At 60.0% G+C, this 14,679-nt stretch carries 14 protein-coding genes; 10 read left to right on the plus strand and 4 right to left on the minus strand.

The features are described from left to right. Positions 1–86: 86 nt before the first annotated feature. Complete coding sequence (gene metG, locus AC07N4_RS22330; RefSeq protein ID WP_102620754.1) at positions 87–2,138, minus strand: methionine--tRNA ligase; 2,052 nt, start codon at positions 2,136–2,138, stop codon at positions 87–89. 155 nt (positions 2,139–2,293) lie between these two features. On the opposite strand from metG, the gene apbC reads away from it, so the two are divergent. Continuing rightward, positions 2,294–3,388: an iron-sulfur cluster carrier protein ApbC gene (apbC, locus tag AC07N4_RS22335; RefSeq protein WP_096818437.1), complete on the plus strand. Its 1,095-nt coding sequence runs from the start codon at positions 2,294–2,296 to the stop codon at positions 3,386–3,388. A gap of 68 nt (positions 3,389–3,456) precedes the next feature. On the opposite strand, the gene AC07N4_RS22340 is transcribed toward apbC, so the two are convergent. After that, on the minus strand, positions 3,457–4,215 hold the full coding sequence (locus AC07N4_RS22340) for an SDR family oxidoreductase (protein WP_085709540.1): 759 nt from the start codon (positions 4,213–4,215) through the stop codon (positions 3,457–3,459). Between the two features lie 162 nt (positions 4,216–4,377). Here AC07N4_RS22340 and AC07N4_RS22345 point away from each other — a divergent pair, with 162 nt between their 5' ends. The 4 genes from AC07N4_RS22345 to groL all read left to right on the plus strand — a co-directional run bounded on the left by AC07N4_RS22345 (position 4,378) and on the right by groL (position 7,901). After that, positions 4,378–5,109 (plus strand): HugZ family pyridoxamine 5'-phosphate oxidase, encoded by a 732-nt coding sequence (locus tag AC07N4_RS22345; protein ID WP_096818435.1) that lies wholly within the window; start codon positions 4,378–4,380, stop codon positions 5,107–5,109. 65 nt (positions 5,110–5,174) lie between these two features. Next, positions 5,175–5,651, plus strand: a complete 477-nt coding sequence (locus tag AC07N4_RS22350) for an FxsA family protein (RefSeq protein WP_096818434.1) — start codon at positions 5,175–5,177, stop codon at positions 5,649–5,651. Positions 5,652–5,909: 258 nt separating this feature from the next. Next, on the plus strand, positions 5,910–6,203 hold the full coding sequence (locus AC07N4_RS22355; RefSeq protein WP_007916610.1) for a co-chaperone GroES: 294 nt from the start codon (positions 5,910–5,912) through the stop codon (positions 6,201–6,203). Positions 6,204–6,254: 51 nt separating this feature from the next. Continuing rightward, positions 6,255–7,901, plus strand: a complete 1,647-nt coding sequence (groL, locus tag AC07N4_RS22360) for a chaperonin GroEL (RefSeq protein ID WP_493066025.1) — start codon at positions 6,255–6,257, stop codon at positions 7,899–7,901. Positions 7,902–7,991: 90 nt separating this feature from the next. Here the strand turns inward: groL and AC07N4_RS22365 are convergent, their stop codons facing one another. Next, complete coding sequence (locus AC07N4_RS22365; protein ID WP_493066024.1) at positions 7,992–8,735, minus strand: phosphatase PAP2 family protein; 744 nt, start codon at positions 8,733–8,735, stop codon at positions 7,992–7,994. A gap of 52 nt (positions 8,736–8,787) precedes the next feature. Beyond that, the gene (locus AC07N4_RS22370; RefSeq protein ID WP_493066023.1) at positions 8,788–10,737 is read right to left on the minus strand and encodes an LTA synthase family protein; all 1,950 of its coding nucleotides are present in this window, start codon (positions 10,735–10,737) and stop codon (positions 8,788–8,790) included. A gap of 203 nt (positions 10,738–10,940) precedes the next feature. On the opposite strand from AC07N4_RS22370, the gene colR reads away from it, so the two are divergent. The 5 genes from colR (at position 10,941) to AC07N4_RS22395 (ending at position 14,665) form a co-directional block, all read left to right on the plus strand. Beyond that, the gene (colR, locus tag AC07N4_RS22375) at positions 10,941–11,624 is read left to right on the plus strand and encodes a two-component system response regulator ColR (protein ID WP_065258608.1); all 684 of its coding nucleotides are present in this window, start codon (positions 10,941–10,943) and stop codon (positions 11,622–11,624) included. Further along, positions 11,614–12,888 carry a sensor histidine kinase gene (locus AC07N4_RS22380; protein ID WP_102620750.1) on the plus strand — a complete coding sequence of 425 codons (1,275 nt, stop codon included), beginning with the start codon at positions 11,614–11,616 and terminating at the stop codon, positions 12,886–12,888. Before colR ends, AC07N4_RS22380 begins: the two co-directional genes overlap by 11 nt. A gap of 160 nt (positions 12,889–13,048) precedes the next feature. Further along, positions 13,049–13,717, plus strand: a complete 669-nt coding sequence (locus tag AC07N4_RS22385) for a class I SAM-dependent methyltransferase (protein WP_096818423.1) — start codon at positions 13,049–13,051, stop codon at positions 13,715–13,717. 4 nt (positions 13,718–13,721) lie between these two features. Continuing rightward, on the plus strand, positions 13,722–14,435 hold the full coding sequence (locus tag AC07N4_RS22390; protein ID WP_096818422.1) for a lipopolysaccharide kinase InaA family protein: 714 nt from the start codon (positions 13,722–13,724) through the stop codon (positions 14,433–14,435). Between the two features lie 2 nt (positions 14,436–14,437). Then, entirely contained in the window at positions 14,438–14,665 is a 228-nt protein-coding gene (locus AC07N4_RS22395) for a hypothetical protein (RefSeq protein WP_102620748.1), read from the plus strand. Positions 14,666–14,679: the final 14 nt, after the last annotated feature.

Genomic DNA, 14,679 nt, shown 5'->3' on the forward strand with positions numbered 1-14,679 from the left:
TATCCGGCGGCCATGACGGGTGGGCCAGATATGAAAAATCCCACAGGCGCACGGGGTACGCCTGTGGGATCGGTCAGTGCAGAACCTTACTTGATGCGCTGACCCGGCTTGGCGCCGCTGTCCGGGCTCAGCAGGTAGATTTCTTCACCGCCAGGGCCGGCCGCCATCACCATGCCTTCGGAGATGCCGAACTTCATTTTCCGTGGCTTGAGGTTGGCGATCATCATGGTCAGGCGACCGTCGAGTTTCGACGGATCCGGATAGGCGCTCTTGATCCCCGAGAACACGTTGCGTTGTTCGTCACCGATGTCGAGGGTCAGACGCAGCAGCTTGTCCGCCCCTTCAACGTGTTCGGCCTTGACGATCAGCGCGACGCGCAGGTCGACGGCGGCGAAGGTGTCGAAGTCGATTTCCGGCGACAGCGGATCCTTGGCCAGTTCGCCATTGCCGGCAGGCGCAGCGGCGCCGGTGTCGGTCTGGCTGGCGGTCAGGTCTTCTTTCGAGGCGTCGGTCATGGCTTGCACTTTTACCGGGTCGATGCGGGTCATCAACGGTTTGAATTCGTTCAACTGGTGGTTGGCCAGCAGCGTGGTGTGGTCGTTCCAGGTCAGCGGGGCGACGTTGAGGAACGCCTCGGCATCGGCGGCCAGCACTGGCAACACCGGCTTGAGGAAGATCACCAACTGACGGAACAGGTTGATCGCCGTGGCGCAGACCGCCTGGACTTCATCCTGCTTGCCTTCCTGCTTGTTCAGCGACCACGGCGCCTTGTCGGCGATCCAGGCGTTGGCGCGGTCGGCCAGGGCCATGGTTTCGCGCATGGCACGGGCGAAGTCGCGGGCTTCATAGGCGTCGGCGATGCTCGGCGCAGCGGCCAGGAACGCGTCGGTCAGTTCCGGTGCGGCGTTGTTGTCGACCAGCAGGCCGGCGTTGCCCTTCTGGATGAAACCGGCGCAACGGCTGGCGATGTTGACCACTTTGCCGACCAGGTCGGAGTTGACCTTCTGCACGAAGTCTTCGAGGTTCAGGTCGAGATCGTCCACGCCACGGCCCAGTTTGGCCGCGTAGTAGTAGCGCAGGTATTCCGGCGACAGGTGATCCAGGTAGGTCCGAGCCTTGATGAAGGTGCCGCGGGACTTGGACATCTTCTGGCCGTTGACGGTCAGGTAGCCGTGCACGTTGATCCCGGTCGGCTTGCGGAAACCCGCGCCTTCCAGCATCGCCGGCCAGAACAGGGCGTGGAAGTTGACGATGTCCTTGCCGATGAAGTGGTACAGCTCGGCGGTGGAGTCCTTGCCCCAGAACGCGTCGAAGTCCAGCTCCGGCGTGCGGTTGCACAGGTTCTTGAAGCTGGCCATGTAGCCGATCGGCGCGTCCAGCCACACGTAGAAATACTTGCCTGGTTCGCCCGGGATCTCGAAACCGAAGTACGGCGCATCGCGGGAGATGTCCCACTGTTGCAGGCCGGCGTCCAGCCATTCGGCGATCTTGTTGGCCACGGCGTCCTGCAGGGTGCCGCTGCGGGTCCAGGTCTGCAGCATCTGCTGGAAGTCCGGCAGCTTGAAGAAGAAGTGCTGGGAATCCTTGAGCACCGGAGTGGCGCCGGAGATTGCCGACTTCGGATCCTTCAGGTCAGTCGGCGCGTAAGTTGCACCGCATTTTTCGCAGTTGTCGCCGTACTGGTCTTCGGTGCCGCATTTCGGGCAGGTGCCCTTGATGAAGCGGTCGGCCAGGAACATTTTCTTTTCCGGGTCGAAATACTGGGTGATCGAACGTTGGGCGATGTGCCCGGCGTCACGCAGCTTCAGGTAGATCTGGCTCGACAGCTCACGGTTTTCTTCGGCGTGAGTGGAGTGGAAGTTGTCGAAGTCCACCAGGAACTCGGCAAAGTCGGCGCTGTGTTCAGCCTGGACGTTGGCGATCAGTTGTTCCGGGGTGATGCCTTCCTTTTCCGCGCGCAGCATGATCGCCGAACCGTGGGCGTCGTCGGCGCAGACGTAAATGCACTGATTGCCGCGATGCTTCTGGAAGCGCACCCACATATCGGTCTGGATGTATTCCAGCATATGGCCAAGGTGAATCGAACCGTTGGCGTAGGGCAGGGCGCTGGTGACGAGAATCTTGCGTGGTTCGGACATGTGGGGCTTCGCTACTTGATGAAACGGAGGTCGGCCACTATAAAGCGCCGGGAAAGATATTTCACCCCTGCAAATCGTTGCCGGGCATGCCGTCCGGAGGACAGAAGGGGTAGGATACCCGCCATCTTTTCCCAGTCTTGTTATCGGAGTTGCCCATGAGCGCCGTCACTCGCGCAGCGGTGGAAGCCGTCCTCAGCCAATACACCGACCCTTACCTGAACCAGGATCCGGTCAGCGCCGGTTGCGTGCGCAACATCGAAATCACCGGTGATCGCGTCAGCGTGCAGCTGGAAATCGGTTATGCCGCCGGTCTGTTCAAGAGCGGCTGGGCGCAATTGCTGCAACTGGCCATCGAAAACCTCGACGGTGTAGTGTCGGCCAAGGTCGAGGTCAACAGCGTGATCGCCGCGCACAAGGCCCAGGCGCAGATCCCGGGGCTGGCCAACGTCAAGAACGTGGTCGCCGTGGCGTCCGGCAAGGGCGGCGTGGGCAAATCCACCACCGCCGCCAACCTGGCGCTGGCACTGGCCCGTGAAGGCGCGAAAGTCGGGATTCTCGACGCGGATATCTACGGCCCGAGCCAAGGCATCATGTTCGGCATTCCCGAGGGCACCCGCCCGCAGGTCAAGGATCAGAAGTGGTTCGTGCCGCTTCAGGCCCATGGCGTGGAAGTCATGTCGATGGCCTTCCTGACCGACGACAACACGCCGATGGTCTGGCGCGGGCCGATGGTCTCCGGCGCGCTGCTGCAACTGGTCACGCAAACCGCCTGGGGCGACCTGGATTATCTGGTGATCGACATGCCGCCAGGCACCGGCGATATCCAGCTGACCCTGGCGCAGAAAGTCCCGGTGGCTGGCGCCGTGATCGTCACCACGCCGCAGGATCTGGCGCTGCTCGACGCACGCAAAGGCGTGGAGATGTTCCGCAAGGTCAACATTCCGGTGCTGGGCGTGGTGGAAAACATGGCCGTGCACATCTGCTCGAACTGCGGACACGCCGAGCATCTGTTCGGTGAGGGCGGTGGCGAGAAGCTGGCGACCCAGTTCGGCGTCGAACTGCTGGCTTCGCTGCCATTGTCGATGCTGATCCGCGAACAGGCCGATGGCGGCAAGCCGACGGTGATTTCCGAGCCGGACAGCCAGATCGCCATGGTCTATCAGGAACTGGCCCGCCACGTCGGTGCGCGGATCGTGTTGCAGGAAGCGGCATCGCCAGCGATGCCGAATATCACCATCAGCGACGATTGATGCCTGTGGTTTAAACAAAAACGCCCCGGTGCCTGTGCACCGGGGCGTTTTTCATTTCGCGACAGCGGTCAGATGCGCAACCCGCCGTCCATCTCCAGAATCCGACCGGTGTAGTAGTCGTTCTCGAAGATGTACGCCGCCGAATGGGCGATCTCTTCCGGCTTGCCCATGCGCTTGAGCGGAATGCCCGAAGTCATTTTCTCCAGCGCTTCCGGTTTCATGCCCAGGGTCATCTCGGTTTCGATGAAGCCCGGCGCGATGCCGGCCACACGAATGCCGTAGCGCGCAAGCTCCTTGGCCCAGGTCACGGTCGCTGCCGCCACACCGGCCTTGGCGGCGGAGTAGTTGGTCTGGCCGACGTTGCCCGCGCGGGAGATCGACGAGATGTTGATGATCGCGCCGCTGTTCTTAAGCTCGACCATTTTCGCCGCCACTTCACGGGTGCAGAGGAACACGCCGGTCAGGTTGACGTCGATCACCGCCTGCCATTGGGCCAGGCTCATCTTGGTCATTTCGCCGTCCTTGACCTTGAGCAGCAGGCCGTCGCGCAGGATCCCGGCGTTGTTGATCAAGCCGTGAATCGCGCCGAAGTCCTCGGCGACCTGGGCAACCATGTGCGTCACTTGCTCTTCATTGGCGACGTTGCACAGATAGCTGCGGGCCTCGACGCCCTTGGCCTTGCAGGCCGCGACGGCGTCATCGAGTTTTTCCTGATTCAGGTCGACCAGTGCCAGCTTCGCGCCCAGGCCTGCGAAATACTCGGCCATCGAGCGGCCCAGGCCTTGGCAACCGCCAGTGATAATGATTACTTTGTCGTTGAGTTGCATTCGCATGTCCCCGAGAGCAGGTCAGAGTGGTGTCCTTTAGAGAGCCTCTCGATCTGCGCCTGACAAAGCCCGGCTGCACATGAGAACTGCCCCTGTGGCGACTGAAACTTATCCATGTCGCCCGTCCGTTTTTTCGACGGATTCTATTTAAGGAGTCATAAATTGAGCGTTGAAGCGGCTAAGAATGCCCGAGAATTGCTTCTCAAGGAATACCGTGGCGTGCTGTCGACCCACTCCAAATCGATGCCCGGTTTTCCGTTCGGCTCCGTGGTTCCCTACTGCCTGGACGAGCAGGGCCGGCCGCTGATCCTGATCAGCCGCATCGCCCAGCACACCCACAACCTGCAGAAAGATCCGAAGTGTTCGCTGCTGGTGGGCGAGCGCGAGGCCGATGACGTGCAAGCCGTCGGTCGCCTGACCTATCTGGCCGAGGCTCAAAAACTCGAAGATGCGGCTGCCATCGAAGCCGCCGCTGAGCGCTACTACCGCTATTTCCCCGACTCGCAGAATTATCACAAGGCCCACGATTTCGACTTCTGGGTGCTCACTCCGGTACGTCATCGCTACATCGGCGGTTTCGGCGCGATCCACTGGGTCGATCACCTGACCCTGGCCAACCCGTTCGCCGGCAAGGCCGAAATCAGCATGGTCGAGCACATGAACAGCGACCACGCCAAGGCCATCGCGCATTACGTCGACCTCGCCGGGCTGCCGAAAACCGTCCCGGCACAAATGGCCGGGATCGACACCGAAGGCATGCACCTGCGCATCGGTCAGGCGCTGTACTGGCTGCCGTTTCAAGCGCCTTGTCATACGCCGATACAAGTGCGCGAAGCCTTGGTTTCTCTGGCTCACGCCGAGGTCTGGCCAAAAAATGCGGTGGCCGACGCTTGAATTCACGAAAGGGCGACGTCATCTAAGGCTTACTGCAAGGCATTTCTTGCGTTGAGGAAACTTTGATGCGCCCTTTTTTGTTGCTCTTTCTGCTGTTCCCGGTGTTGGAGCTGTTCGTATTCGTCAAAGTGGCAGGATCGATCGGATTTTTCCCGGCCCTGCTGCTGATCATTCTCGGCTCGATGTTCGGCGTGTTCGTGCTGCGCGTCGCCGGACTGGCAACCGCCCTGCGTGCCCGTGAAAGCCTGAACCGCGGCGAACTGCCTGCGCAAACCATGCTCGAAGGCCTGATGCTGGCCCTGGCCGGTGGCCTGTTGATCCTGCCGGGTTTCATCAGCGACGTGGTCGGTCTGGTGCTGTTGCTGCCATTCAGCCGTCGTCTGGTCGCCAACAAAATGCGCCAGCGCGCCGAAGAACAGGCCATGCGTCAGCGCGCGTTCGCCGATGACCTGCAACCTCGCGGCGGTCCCGCACCGCGCCAGCCTCTGGGTCGCGAAGGCGATGTGATCGAAGGCGAGTTCGAACACCGCGACACCCAGTAACTTCTGTATCGACACGGCACCTTCGGGTGCCGTGTTCGTTTGCGGGGCCAATTCATGAAGCCGCAGTGAAATTTTTTTAGCCCCGCCCTTGTAATAAGCTTATGCGCCCTTATGTATCGGTCACCGAAAGGTTTCCGACATTTGAGTCGGACAGACTTCCGCGGTTCGCTCGACGAGCCGCAACCGGCGCAGGCCGGATTCGTTAAACCCGCCGGGACTACACCGGCCGATGAAAACCACAATTAGGAGAGATCGACAATGAAGCTTCGTCCTCTGCATGACCGCGTCGTTATCCGTCGCAGCGAAGAAGAAAAGAAAACCGCTGGCGGTATCGTCCTGCCAGGTTCGGCTGCTGAAAAAGCCAACCACGGTGTGATTCTCGCTGTAGGCCCGGGCAAAGCTCTGGAAAACGGCGAAGTGCGCGCACTGTCCGTTAAGGAAGGCGACAAGGTTGTGTTCGGTCCTTACTCCGGCAGCAACACTGTGAAAGTCGACGGCGAAGACCTGCTGGTAATGAGCGAGAACGAAATCCTCGCTGTTATCGAAGGCTGATTACCCCCGTTCATTTTCCCGCTACTACAAAGTATTTAAGGAATATCGATCATGGCTGCTAAAGAAGTTAAATTCGGCGATTCCGCCCGCAAGAAAATGCTGGTTGGCGTAAACGTCCTGGCTGACGCGGTAAAAGCGACCCTGGGCCCGAAAGGCCGTAACGTGATCCTCGAGAAGAGCTTCGGCGCTCCGACCATCACCAAGGACGGCGTTTCCGTTGCCAAGGAAATCGAACTCGAAGACCGTTTCGAAAACATGGGCGCGCAGCTGGTCAAAGACGTTGCCTCCCGTGCCAATGATGACGCTGGTGACGGTACTACCACCGCTACCGTTCTGGCTCAGTCGATCGTCAACGAAGGCCTGAAAGCCGTCGCTGCCGGCATGAACCCGATGGACCTGAAGCGCGGTATCGACAAAGCGACCATCGCTGTCGTTGCCGAGCTGAAAAAGCTGTCCGCACCATGCACCGACACTAAAGCGATCGCTCAGGTTGGCACCATCTCCGCCAACTCCGACAACTCCATCGGCGACATCATTGCCGAAGCCATGGAGAAAGTCGGTAAAGAAGGCGTGATCACCGTTGAAGAAGGCTCGGGCCTGGAAAACGAACTGTCGGTTGTAGAAGGCATGCAGTTCGACCGTGGCTACCTGTCCCCATACTTCGTCAACAAGCCAGAGACCATGGTTGCCGAGCTGGAAGGCGCGCTGATCCTGCTGGTCGACAAGAAGATCTCGAACATCCGCGAAATGCTGCCAGTACTGGAAGCCGTTGCCAAAGCCGGCCGTCCACTGCTGATCGTTGCCGAAGACGTTGAAGGCGAAGCCCTGGCGACTCTGGTAGTGAACAACATGCGTGGCATCGTTAAAGTCGCAGCCGTCAAGGCTCCAGGCTTCGGCGACCGTCGCAAGGCCATGCTGCAGGACATCGCCGTTCTGACCGGCGGTACCGTTATCTCCGAAGAGATCGGCCTGAGCCTGGAAAGCACCACCCTGGAACACCTGGGTAGCGCCAAGCGCGTGACCCTGTCCAAGGAAAACACCATCATCGTTGACGGTGCTGGCGTTCAGGGCGACATCGAAGCACGCATCAACCAGATCCGTGCCCAGGTTGCCGAGACTTCCTCGGACTACGACCGTGAAAAACTGCAAGAGCGTCTGGCCAAGCTGTCCGGCGGCGTTGCAGTGATCAAGGTTGGCGCCGGTTCCGAAGTAGAAATGAAAGAGAAGAAAGCCCGCGTTGAAGACGCCCTGCACGCAACCCGCGCAGCCGTTGAAGAAGGCGTGGTACCTGGCGGTGGCGTTGCGCTGATCCGCGCTCTGAACGCGATCATCAACCTGAAAGGCGACAACGCCGACCAGGACGTAGGTATCGCTGTTCTGCGTCGTGCCGTTGAAGCACCGCTGCGTCAGATCGCTGCCAACAGCGGCGACGAGCCAAGCGTTGTGGTCAACGAAGTCAAGAACGGCAAAGGTAACTTCGGTTACAACGCTGCGACTGGCGAATACGGCGACATGATCGAAATGGGCATCCTGGACCCAACCAAGGTAACCCGTTCCGCTCTGCAAGCTGCATCGTCGATCGGCGGTCTGATCCTGACCACCGAAGCTGCTGTTGCTGACGCACCGAAGAAAGACGGTGCTGCTGGCGGCGGTATGCCAGACATGGGCGGCATGGGTGGCATGGGCGGCATGATGTAAGCCAGCCTTACCCCGAAACGAAAAACCCCGCCTGCGATGAGCAGGCGGGGTTTTTTATTGCCCTGATTTTATAGGCAGAGCTTCAAGTACTCAGGCGTTGACCGGTTGTGCCTGCGTGACCGCTTCCGCTTTGACGGTCGGGCGATAGAGCACCCAGTAATACGACCCCAGGCAGATCAACCAGCAGAAAATCGCCGTCCACACGTTGTGCGAAAAGAAGTGCGCGCCCTGCATCATCCGGCTGATCGAGAACACCGAGCCCAGCGCAAAGGCAAAGATGAATGCCTGCCGCGCCAGTCGCGGGCGACGGTCACGCAGCACGAAGAACAGCGCAAACAAGGTGAAACCCGTTGCGGCATGGCCACCGGGCCAGCAACGTCCGGGCTTGTCGGTCGGCGGGCGGTGATCCAGCAGTTTGCTGTAGGTTTCATGGCCGCCGAACTGCTCAAGGCTCCACGGGCACTGCACGGCAGTCACGGCTTTCATCGGTGTCACGAATGACGTCGCCAGGCCCAGCGACAGCACCAGGCAACCCAGCTCACGCTTGAAGGGCTTGAGCCGCGCGATGAAGAACGCCGCGATGAAACCAATGACGGAAAACACCGAAAACGCGATCACCACCTGTTTGGCGCGGTCGTGAAGGATGTTTTCCAGGAAGTAACTGTGGCGCCCGATGAAGTCGCCGGCGGCGGGGTCGTAAAACATCCGGGCCAGGTTCATGTCCAGATCGGTCAGTTCGAGCAAGACCAGAATGGCGGCCGCGACGGCGGGTATCCCCAGGCACAGCCAAAAATTCAGTGGGCGAGGGGCAGGGCGTACAACGCTTGATGACATGAGGGATCCAGAACGGGAAAACGCCCCGGGGCATCAGCCCGGGGCGCTTCGATTAACGATCGCTGACTTGCGCGGCACCCTCCTTGGGCGCTTTCCAGCCAAGCAGCTGTTGCTTGAAGCCATAACTGGCGGTTTGGTAATACGTGATGGCGCGACTCACCAGCGGGTCGTCGCTGTTGACCCGGGACTCGCGGCTTTCGGTCAGTGCGTCGTCATGCCGGCGCAGGCCCTGGCGTGGACTGAGGATCGCCAGATCCTTGCCGTCGAACAGCCCCAGATGCTGATAGTTGCCCACCACGACCCGAGGTGGCAGCGGGTTGTCCTGCAGCAGATTGCGACCGAAGAAGGTCGATTGGTAATCCAGGTTCAGCAACCCCAGCAGGGTCGGCGCGAGGTCGATCTGGCTGGCCAGTTGCGCGTTTTCCCGTGCTTCGATCATCTTCGGTGCATAGATGAACAGCGGGATCTGGTAGTTGGTGATCGGCAGGTCTTCCTTGCCCGCGCTGCCGGCCGTGTGGTCGGCGACGAAGATGAAGATCGTGTTGTCGAACCACGGCTTCTCACGCGCCTGCGCCAGGAACTGGCCGATGGCGTAGTCGGTGTACTTCACCGCACCATCGCGACCGTTGCCGGACTTGATGTCGATCCGGTTATCCGGATAGGTGTACGGACGATGGTTGGAGGTGGTCATCAGCTGCAACAGGAAAGGTTGCTGCTTGGCGTAGTCGGCGTCCGCCAGCTTCAGGGTCTGTTTGTACAGATCCTCGTCAGCCATGCCCCAGGCGTTCTTGAAGTGAATCTCCGACTCATCGACGCTGCTCTGATCGACAACGCGATAACCGTTGCCACTGAAGAACGCGTTCATGTTGTCGAAGTAGCCACGCCCGCCGTACACGAACACGCTGTCATAGCCGACAGCGCTCAATTGCTGGCCGAGGCTGGCGAAACCGCTTTCGCGACCGATGCGCTTGACGATCGAACGGCCCGGCGTCGGTGGAATGGCCAGGGTGATGGCCTCCAGTCCACGGTCTGTGCGAGTGCCGGTGGCGTAGAAATTGTTGAAGTACAGGCTCTGCTTGCGCAAGGCGTCGAGGTTCGGCGTCAGGTTGCGGCCATCACCATTGCTGCCCAGGTATTTGGCGCTCAGGCTTTCGATGGTCACCAGCACGATGTTCGGCTTGCGGGTGACGCCGGGGTTATCGATATTGCGACGGATGTCCTGCGGATCCTGGCCGACGAAACGGGCATTGGGTTCGTTCAGTTCGGCACGAATCTGACCGGCAACCTTGTCCGCTGGCAGGCTCTTGTAGAACTGGCTGTAGTCCAGTTCGTTGTTACGGAACGCGGCGAAGAACTGATACGGGCCATTGCTCGCCAGTTCATTCTGATAGGCGTTGCCGCCCTGGGCACGCGGTGCGTCCTGACTGACCAGTTGCAGGCTGAGGCCCGCCACCACCAACAGCGCCAAGGCATTCAGCAGCCGACCGCGCAATGGCGGTAGCGGAGCGTTGAGCGCTGCATTGAATGCCTTGCGCAAGACAAGACTCAGCCCCACGGCCAGAACCGCCAGAATGCTCAGCAACTTGCCGATCGGATAAGACTCCAGCACGTTGTTCAGCACTTCGTCGGAATACACCAGGTAGTCGACGGCGATGAAGTTGAAGCGCACACCGAACTCATCCCAGAACAGCCATTCGGCCACCGCCGTGAACAGCATGGCGTACAGGCTGACGGTCAGCAGTCCCTGCAGGAACCAGCGGTGACCGCGACGGCGCCACAAGGCCGGCGGGCACAGCAGCAGATACAGACCCATCGGCAAAGCGGCGTAGGCGAGGAAGCCCAGGTCGTAGACCAGACCGACACCGAACACGGACAGCGCACCGCCACCGGCCTCATCCAGATGAGTCAGCAGCAGTACGATACGGGTGAGGAGAAACACGACCAGCCAGGCACCGGTGACCAGCAGCAGATAGCGCATAGGCGCTGTCTTGAAGAAACCCATTGTTTTCTTTTCCTTTTATCAATGGCGCGGGAGTTTCGCGAAGCCACTGTAATGAGGTTGTGAACCGATAGTGAAAACTTTGTTAAAGATTTATGTTGGTTGAGCAAATCGATCTGTCGGGGCTGCAACCCTAGCCCTGAGCCGAAGTTGGCCGTAAGCTGCGCGGGCCATGACGGCCGTTACTGTGTACGGAAGAGGTGCCCATGCGAATTCTATTGGTCGAAGACAACCGCGATATCCTGGCCAACCTGGCCGATTACCTGGGCCTGAAGGGCTATACCGTCGATTGCGCCCAGGACGGTCTGTCGGGCCTGCATCTGGCGGCTACCGAGCACTATGACCTGATCGTGCTCGACATCATGTTGCCCGGCATCGACGGCTACACCCTGTGCAAACGCCTGCGCGAAGATGCGCGCCGCGACACGCCGGTGATCATGCTCACCGCTCGCGATCAACTCGACGATCGCCTGCAGGGCTTCAAGTCCGGGGCTGACGATTACCTGGTCAAACCCTTTGCGTTGTCGGAACTGGCCGCGCGGGTCGAAGCCGTGATGCGCCGGACCCAGGGCGGCGGTCGCCGTTCCCTGCAGGTCGGTGATCTGAGCTACGACCTCGACACACTCGAAGTGACCCGCGAAGGCAAGCTGCTCAAGCTCAACCCGGTCGGCCTCAAGTTGCTCGCGGTGCTGATGCAGAAGAGCCCGCATGTACTGCGTCGGGAAATTCTCGAAGAAGCCCTGTGGGGCGATGACTGCCCGGACAGCGACAGCCTGCGCAGCCACGTCCACCAATTGCGTCAGGTGATCGACAAGCCGTTCGCCAAACCACTGCTGCACACCGTGCACGGCGTGGGTTATCGCTTGGCCGAGGGCCGCGATGGAGTTTAAGCAAAGCCTTGCCCAGCGGATCATCATCGCCTTTGCGCTGATGAGCGCACTGGTGGCAGGGGCCTTCGCCATGGGCATCGTCGCGACCGTGCACCTGGTGGAAGAAAAACTGATTTCCGCAGGACTGGGCGGCGACTTGCAGCGCCTGTTGTTGATGGACAACGTCTCGGACTGGAGCCATCGGCCGGAGCCGGATCAACTGTTCTATTTCAGCGGCGGCCCGGGTGACTTCGAGCTGCCCAAGGATCTGCGACATCTGGATTCCGGGTTCCACGAAGTCTTCCGCGAGCAGTTGTCGTATCACGCGATGGTCGAAATCGTCGACGGCCGGCGCTATGTGTTGCTGCAGGACCAAAGCGATTTCGAAGAGCGTGAGCGCGTACTGTTTGCCGTGGTGCTGGTGGGCTTCGTGCTCAGCCTGGCGCTGGCGGTTTTCCTCGGCTGGGTGCTGGCACGCAAGGTGATGGCGCCGGTGGTCCGGCTGGCGCGTCAGGTGCGTCATCGCGATCAGTTGCTGGGGCTCGCACCGCCGCTGGCGCCGGACTACGCCGCCGATGAAGTGGGTGAACTGGCGGTGGCATTTGATGCGACGCTGGGGCGTTTGCGTCAGGCGCTGACGCGTGAGCGGCTGTTCACCAGTGACGTCAGCCATGAATTGCGTACACCGCTGATGGTGCTGGCCAGTTCCTGTGAGCTGCTGCTGGAAAACCCGGGCATCGATCAGCGCGGCCGCGCCCAGGTCGAACGCATCGCCCGTGCCAGCGAAGAAATGCGCGAACTGGTGCAGACTTTCCTGATGCTGGCCCGTGCCCAGCGCGAAGATGCGGGGGCCGCGCCCCAGCACAATCTCGGCCAGGTGGCGGACAATCTGTTGGGCCTGTGGCGCGAGCCGATCGAGTCGAAGGGCCTGAATCTGATTTTCGAACCGGGCAACCCGCCGGAAACCCGTTACAACGCCACCCTGCTCAATGCCGTGATGGGCAACCTGCTGCGTAATGCGTTGCACTACACCGAGCATGGCTTCATTCGGCTGACGCTCAATGACAACGGCTTTGTGGTCGAGGACTCGGGCGTGGGCATTCCCGAGGAGAAACGCGAGGCGATGTTCCAGCCCTTCGTACGGGGCAGCGAAAAGCGTGGAGAGGGTCTGGGGCTCGGTCTGTCATTGGTACAGCGCATCTGCGAGAACCAGGGCTGGAGTGTCACATTGAGTACGATGGAGCCCAATGGCTGCCGTTTCGAGGTAGATCTTGGCAAACGCTGAATCCCTCCCGGGCGACGTAAAAAAGCTGCCAACCTGAACGAATCCTGTATAACCTTGAAATAGTTCGGGGGTTTACGCGACGTTTTTTTCACAAAGGGATGACCTGACGCTGACACTCCCGTGCCTAAGGTGGAGCTATCAGCATTCAGGAGTCCCGACGATGGCCGGCCCGATCAAACTCGATTTTTCCGAAAAGTACGACGACAACCACGCGCAGAAATACCTGCGCAAGCATCAGGATGGTCTGGGGCGTCGTTTGTCCAACTGGCGAGATCAGCAGTTGGCTCGCAAGGCACTGACCCTGGTCGGTGAGCCGGGGCTGGTGCTGGATCTGCCGTGCGGTGCCGGGCGTTTCTGGCCATTGCTGGCAGAGAAGCCCAATCGGGTGATCATCGGGGCAGACAATTCCGAGTCGATGATCAAGACGGCGATGCAGGCCCAACCGGCGGATGTGGTGAAACGGGTACAACCCTTGCACACTTCGGCGTTCGACATTGCGTTGCCTGACAACTCCGTGGACAGCATTTTCTGCATGCGTCTGCTGCACCACATCGGCGAGGCCGAGCATCGGCAGACGATTTTGCGTGAGTTCGAACGCGTTACCCGGGACAGTGTGATCATTTCGTTGTGGGTAGATGGCAATTTCAAGGCCTGGAAACGCAAGCGCGCCGAGAAAAAACGCGGGCAGGAAGGTTACCAGAATCGATTTGTGCTACCGGCCGCTACGGTTGAAAAGGAATTCGAAGAGGCAGGATTCAGGATCCAGGAACAACTGGACTTTATTCCGCTCTATGCCATGTGGCGAGTTTACGTACTACGCAAGAGGTAAGAGGATGGCAGTGCAATTTGCAGCAGAAACGGGAGTCGCTCCCCAGGATCGCTTTGACTATTACTGGAACCAGCGCGGTGAATGGGTGGAAGAACCCAACGTGCGTCGTGGTGGGGAAAGTGGTGTACAGCGGGTGGTGGGGCGCGATGGTCAACTGCTGTATGCCAAACGCCAGACAGGCCATATCTATCGCAGTTGGCTGCACCCGTTCGGGCGACCGACCGTCTTGCGTGAACTGGATGCACTGACCGGTGTAACGAAACTCGGTGTCCGGGTGCCGGAAATTGTCTTTTGCGGTGCTCAGCCTGACCCGCAGCACAAGTGGCGGGCGTTGCTGGTCACCAAGTCGCTGGACGGCTTTCAGGAGCTTGAACAGTGGGAAGCGGCAGGCGGCCGCGAGCAGTACGGTGAAGCGGTGTATGAGCGTGTACTCAAGGATCTCGCGGAGAACCTGGCTCGCATGCACAAGGGTCGCTGGCAGCACAGCTGCATTTACATCAAGCACGTATTTGTCCGCGTCACCGGCGAGGGTGAGTCAGCCAAAGTCGAAGTGGCCCTGATCGATCTGGAAAAGTGCCGTCAACGCCTGACCGCTCATCGCGCGGCCTCCCATGACATGAAACAATTGCGCCGCCACTCGTCGTTCAGCCCTACGGACTGGAAGAAACTCGTCTATTTTTATGAGACGGCGTTTGGCAGCGCTATCAAAGGTTTATAGCGATGAAACTAGAAATTGCGCGAGGTTTGTTTCTGGTAGGAGCCTTGGCAGTTGCATCTTTGGCGGTGGCGGCCTGGGAACAGCCACGCATGCAAGTGATCGGGGCATCGACCAACGATGCCCATTGTCCGATGCCGCGGGTGGCGAAAGCCTCCGTGGCAACCAAGCCCGACCATGATTTGCTGCTGTTCATGTTCGGACTTTCTCAAGGGATGAGGCCGCAGAGTTGAAACGTCTACAAGAG

This window comes from Pseudomonas sp. GW821-FHT09E04, assembly GCF_059416185.1.

What these genes read in the sequence shown, in the direction of transcription:
- colR (WP_065258608.1), top strand. Translation starts at nt 10,941, where the DNA reads ATGCGAATTCTATTGGTCGAAGACAACCGCGATATCCTGGCCAACCTG.
- AC07N4_RS22380 (WP_102620750.1), top strand. Translation starts at nt 11,614, where the DNA reads ATGGAGTTTAAGCAAAGCCTTGCCCAGCGGATCATCATCGCCTTTGCG.
- AC07N4_RS22355 (WP_007916610.1), top strand. Translation starts at nt 5,910, where the DNA reads ATGAAGCTTCGTCCTCTGCATGACCGCGTCGTTATCCGTCGCAGCGAA.
- AC07N4_RS22350 (WP_096818434.1), top strand. Translation starts at nt 5,175, where the DNA reads ATGCGCCCTTTTTTGTTGCTCTTTCTGCTGTTCCCGGTGTTGGAGCTG.
- AC07N4_RS22395 (WP_102620748.1), top strand. Translation starts at nt 14,438, where the DNA reads ATGAAACTAGAAATTGCGCGAGGTTTGTTTCTGGTAGGAGCCTTGGCA.
- AC07N4_RS22385 (WP_096818423.1), top strand. Translation starts at nt 13,049, where the DNA reads ATGGCCGGCCCGATCAAACTCGATTTTTCCGAAAAGTACGACGACAAC.
- AC07N4_RS22340 (WP_085709540.1), bottom strand. Translation starts at nt 4,215, where the DNA reads ATGCAACTCAACGACAAAGTAATCATTATCACTGGCGGTTGCCAAGGC.
- AC07N4_RS22365 (WP_493066024.1), bottom strand. Translation starts at nt 8,735, where the DNA reads ATGTCATCAAGCGTTGTACGCCCTGCCCCTCGCCCACTGAATTTTTGG.
- metG (WP_102620754.1), bottom strand. Translation starts at nt 2,138, where the DNA reads ATGTCCGAACCACGCAAGATTCTCGTCACCAGCGCCCTGCCCTACGCC.
- AC07N4_RS22390 (WP_096818422.1), top strand. Translation starts at nt 13,722, where the DNA reads ATGGCAGTGCAATTTGCAGCAGAAACGGGAGTCGCTCCCCAGGATCGC.
- groL (WP_493066025.1), top strand. Translation starts at nt 6,255, where the DNA reads ATGGCTGCTAAAGAAGTTAAATTCGGCGATTCCGCCCGCAAGAAAATG.
- AC07N4_RS22370 (WP_493066023.1), bottom strand. Translation starts at nt 10,737, where the DNA reads ATGGGTTTCTTCAAGACAGCGCCTATGCGCTATCTGCTGCTGGTCACC.
- apbC (WP_096818437.1), top strand. Translation starts at nt 2,294, where the DNA reads ATGAGCGCCGTCACTCGCGCAGCGGTGGAAGCCGTCCTCAGCCAATAC.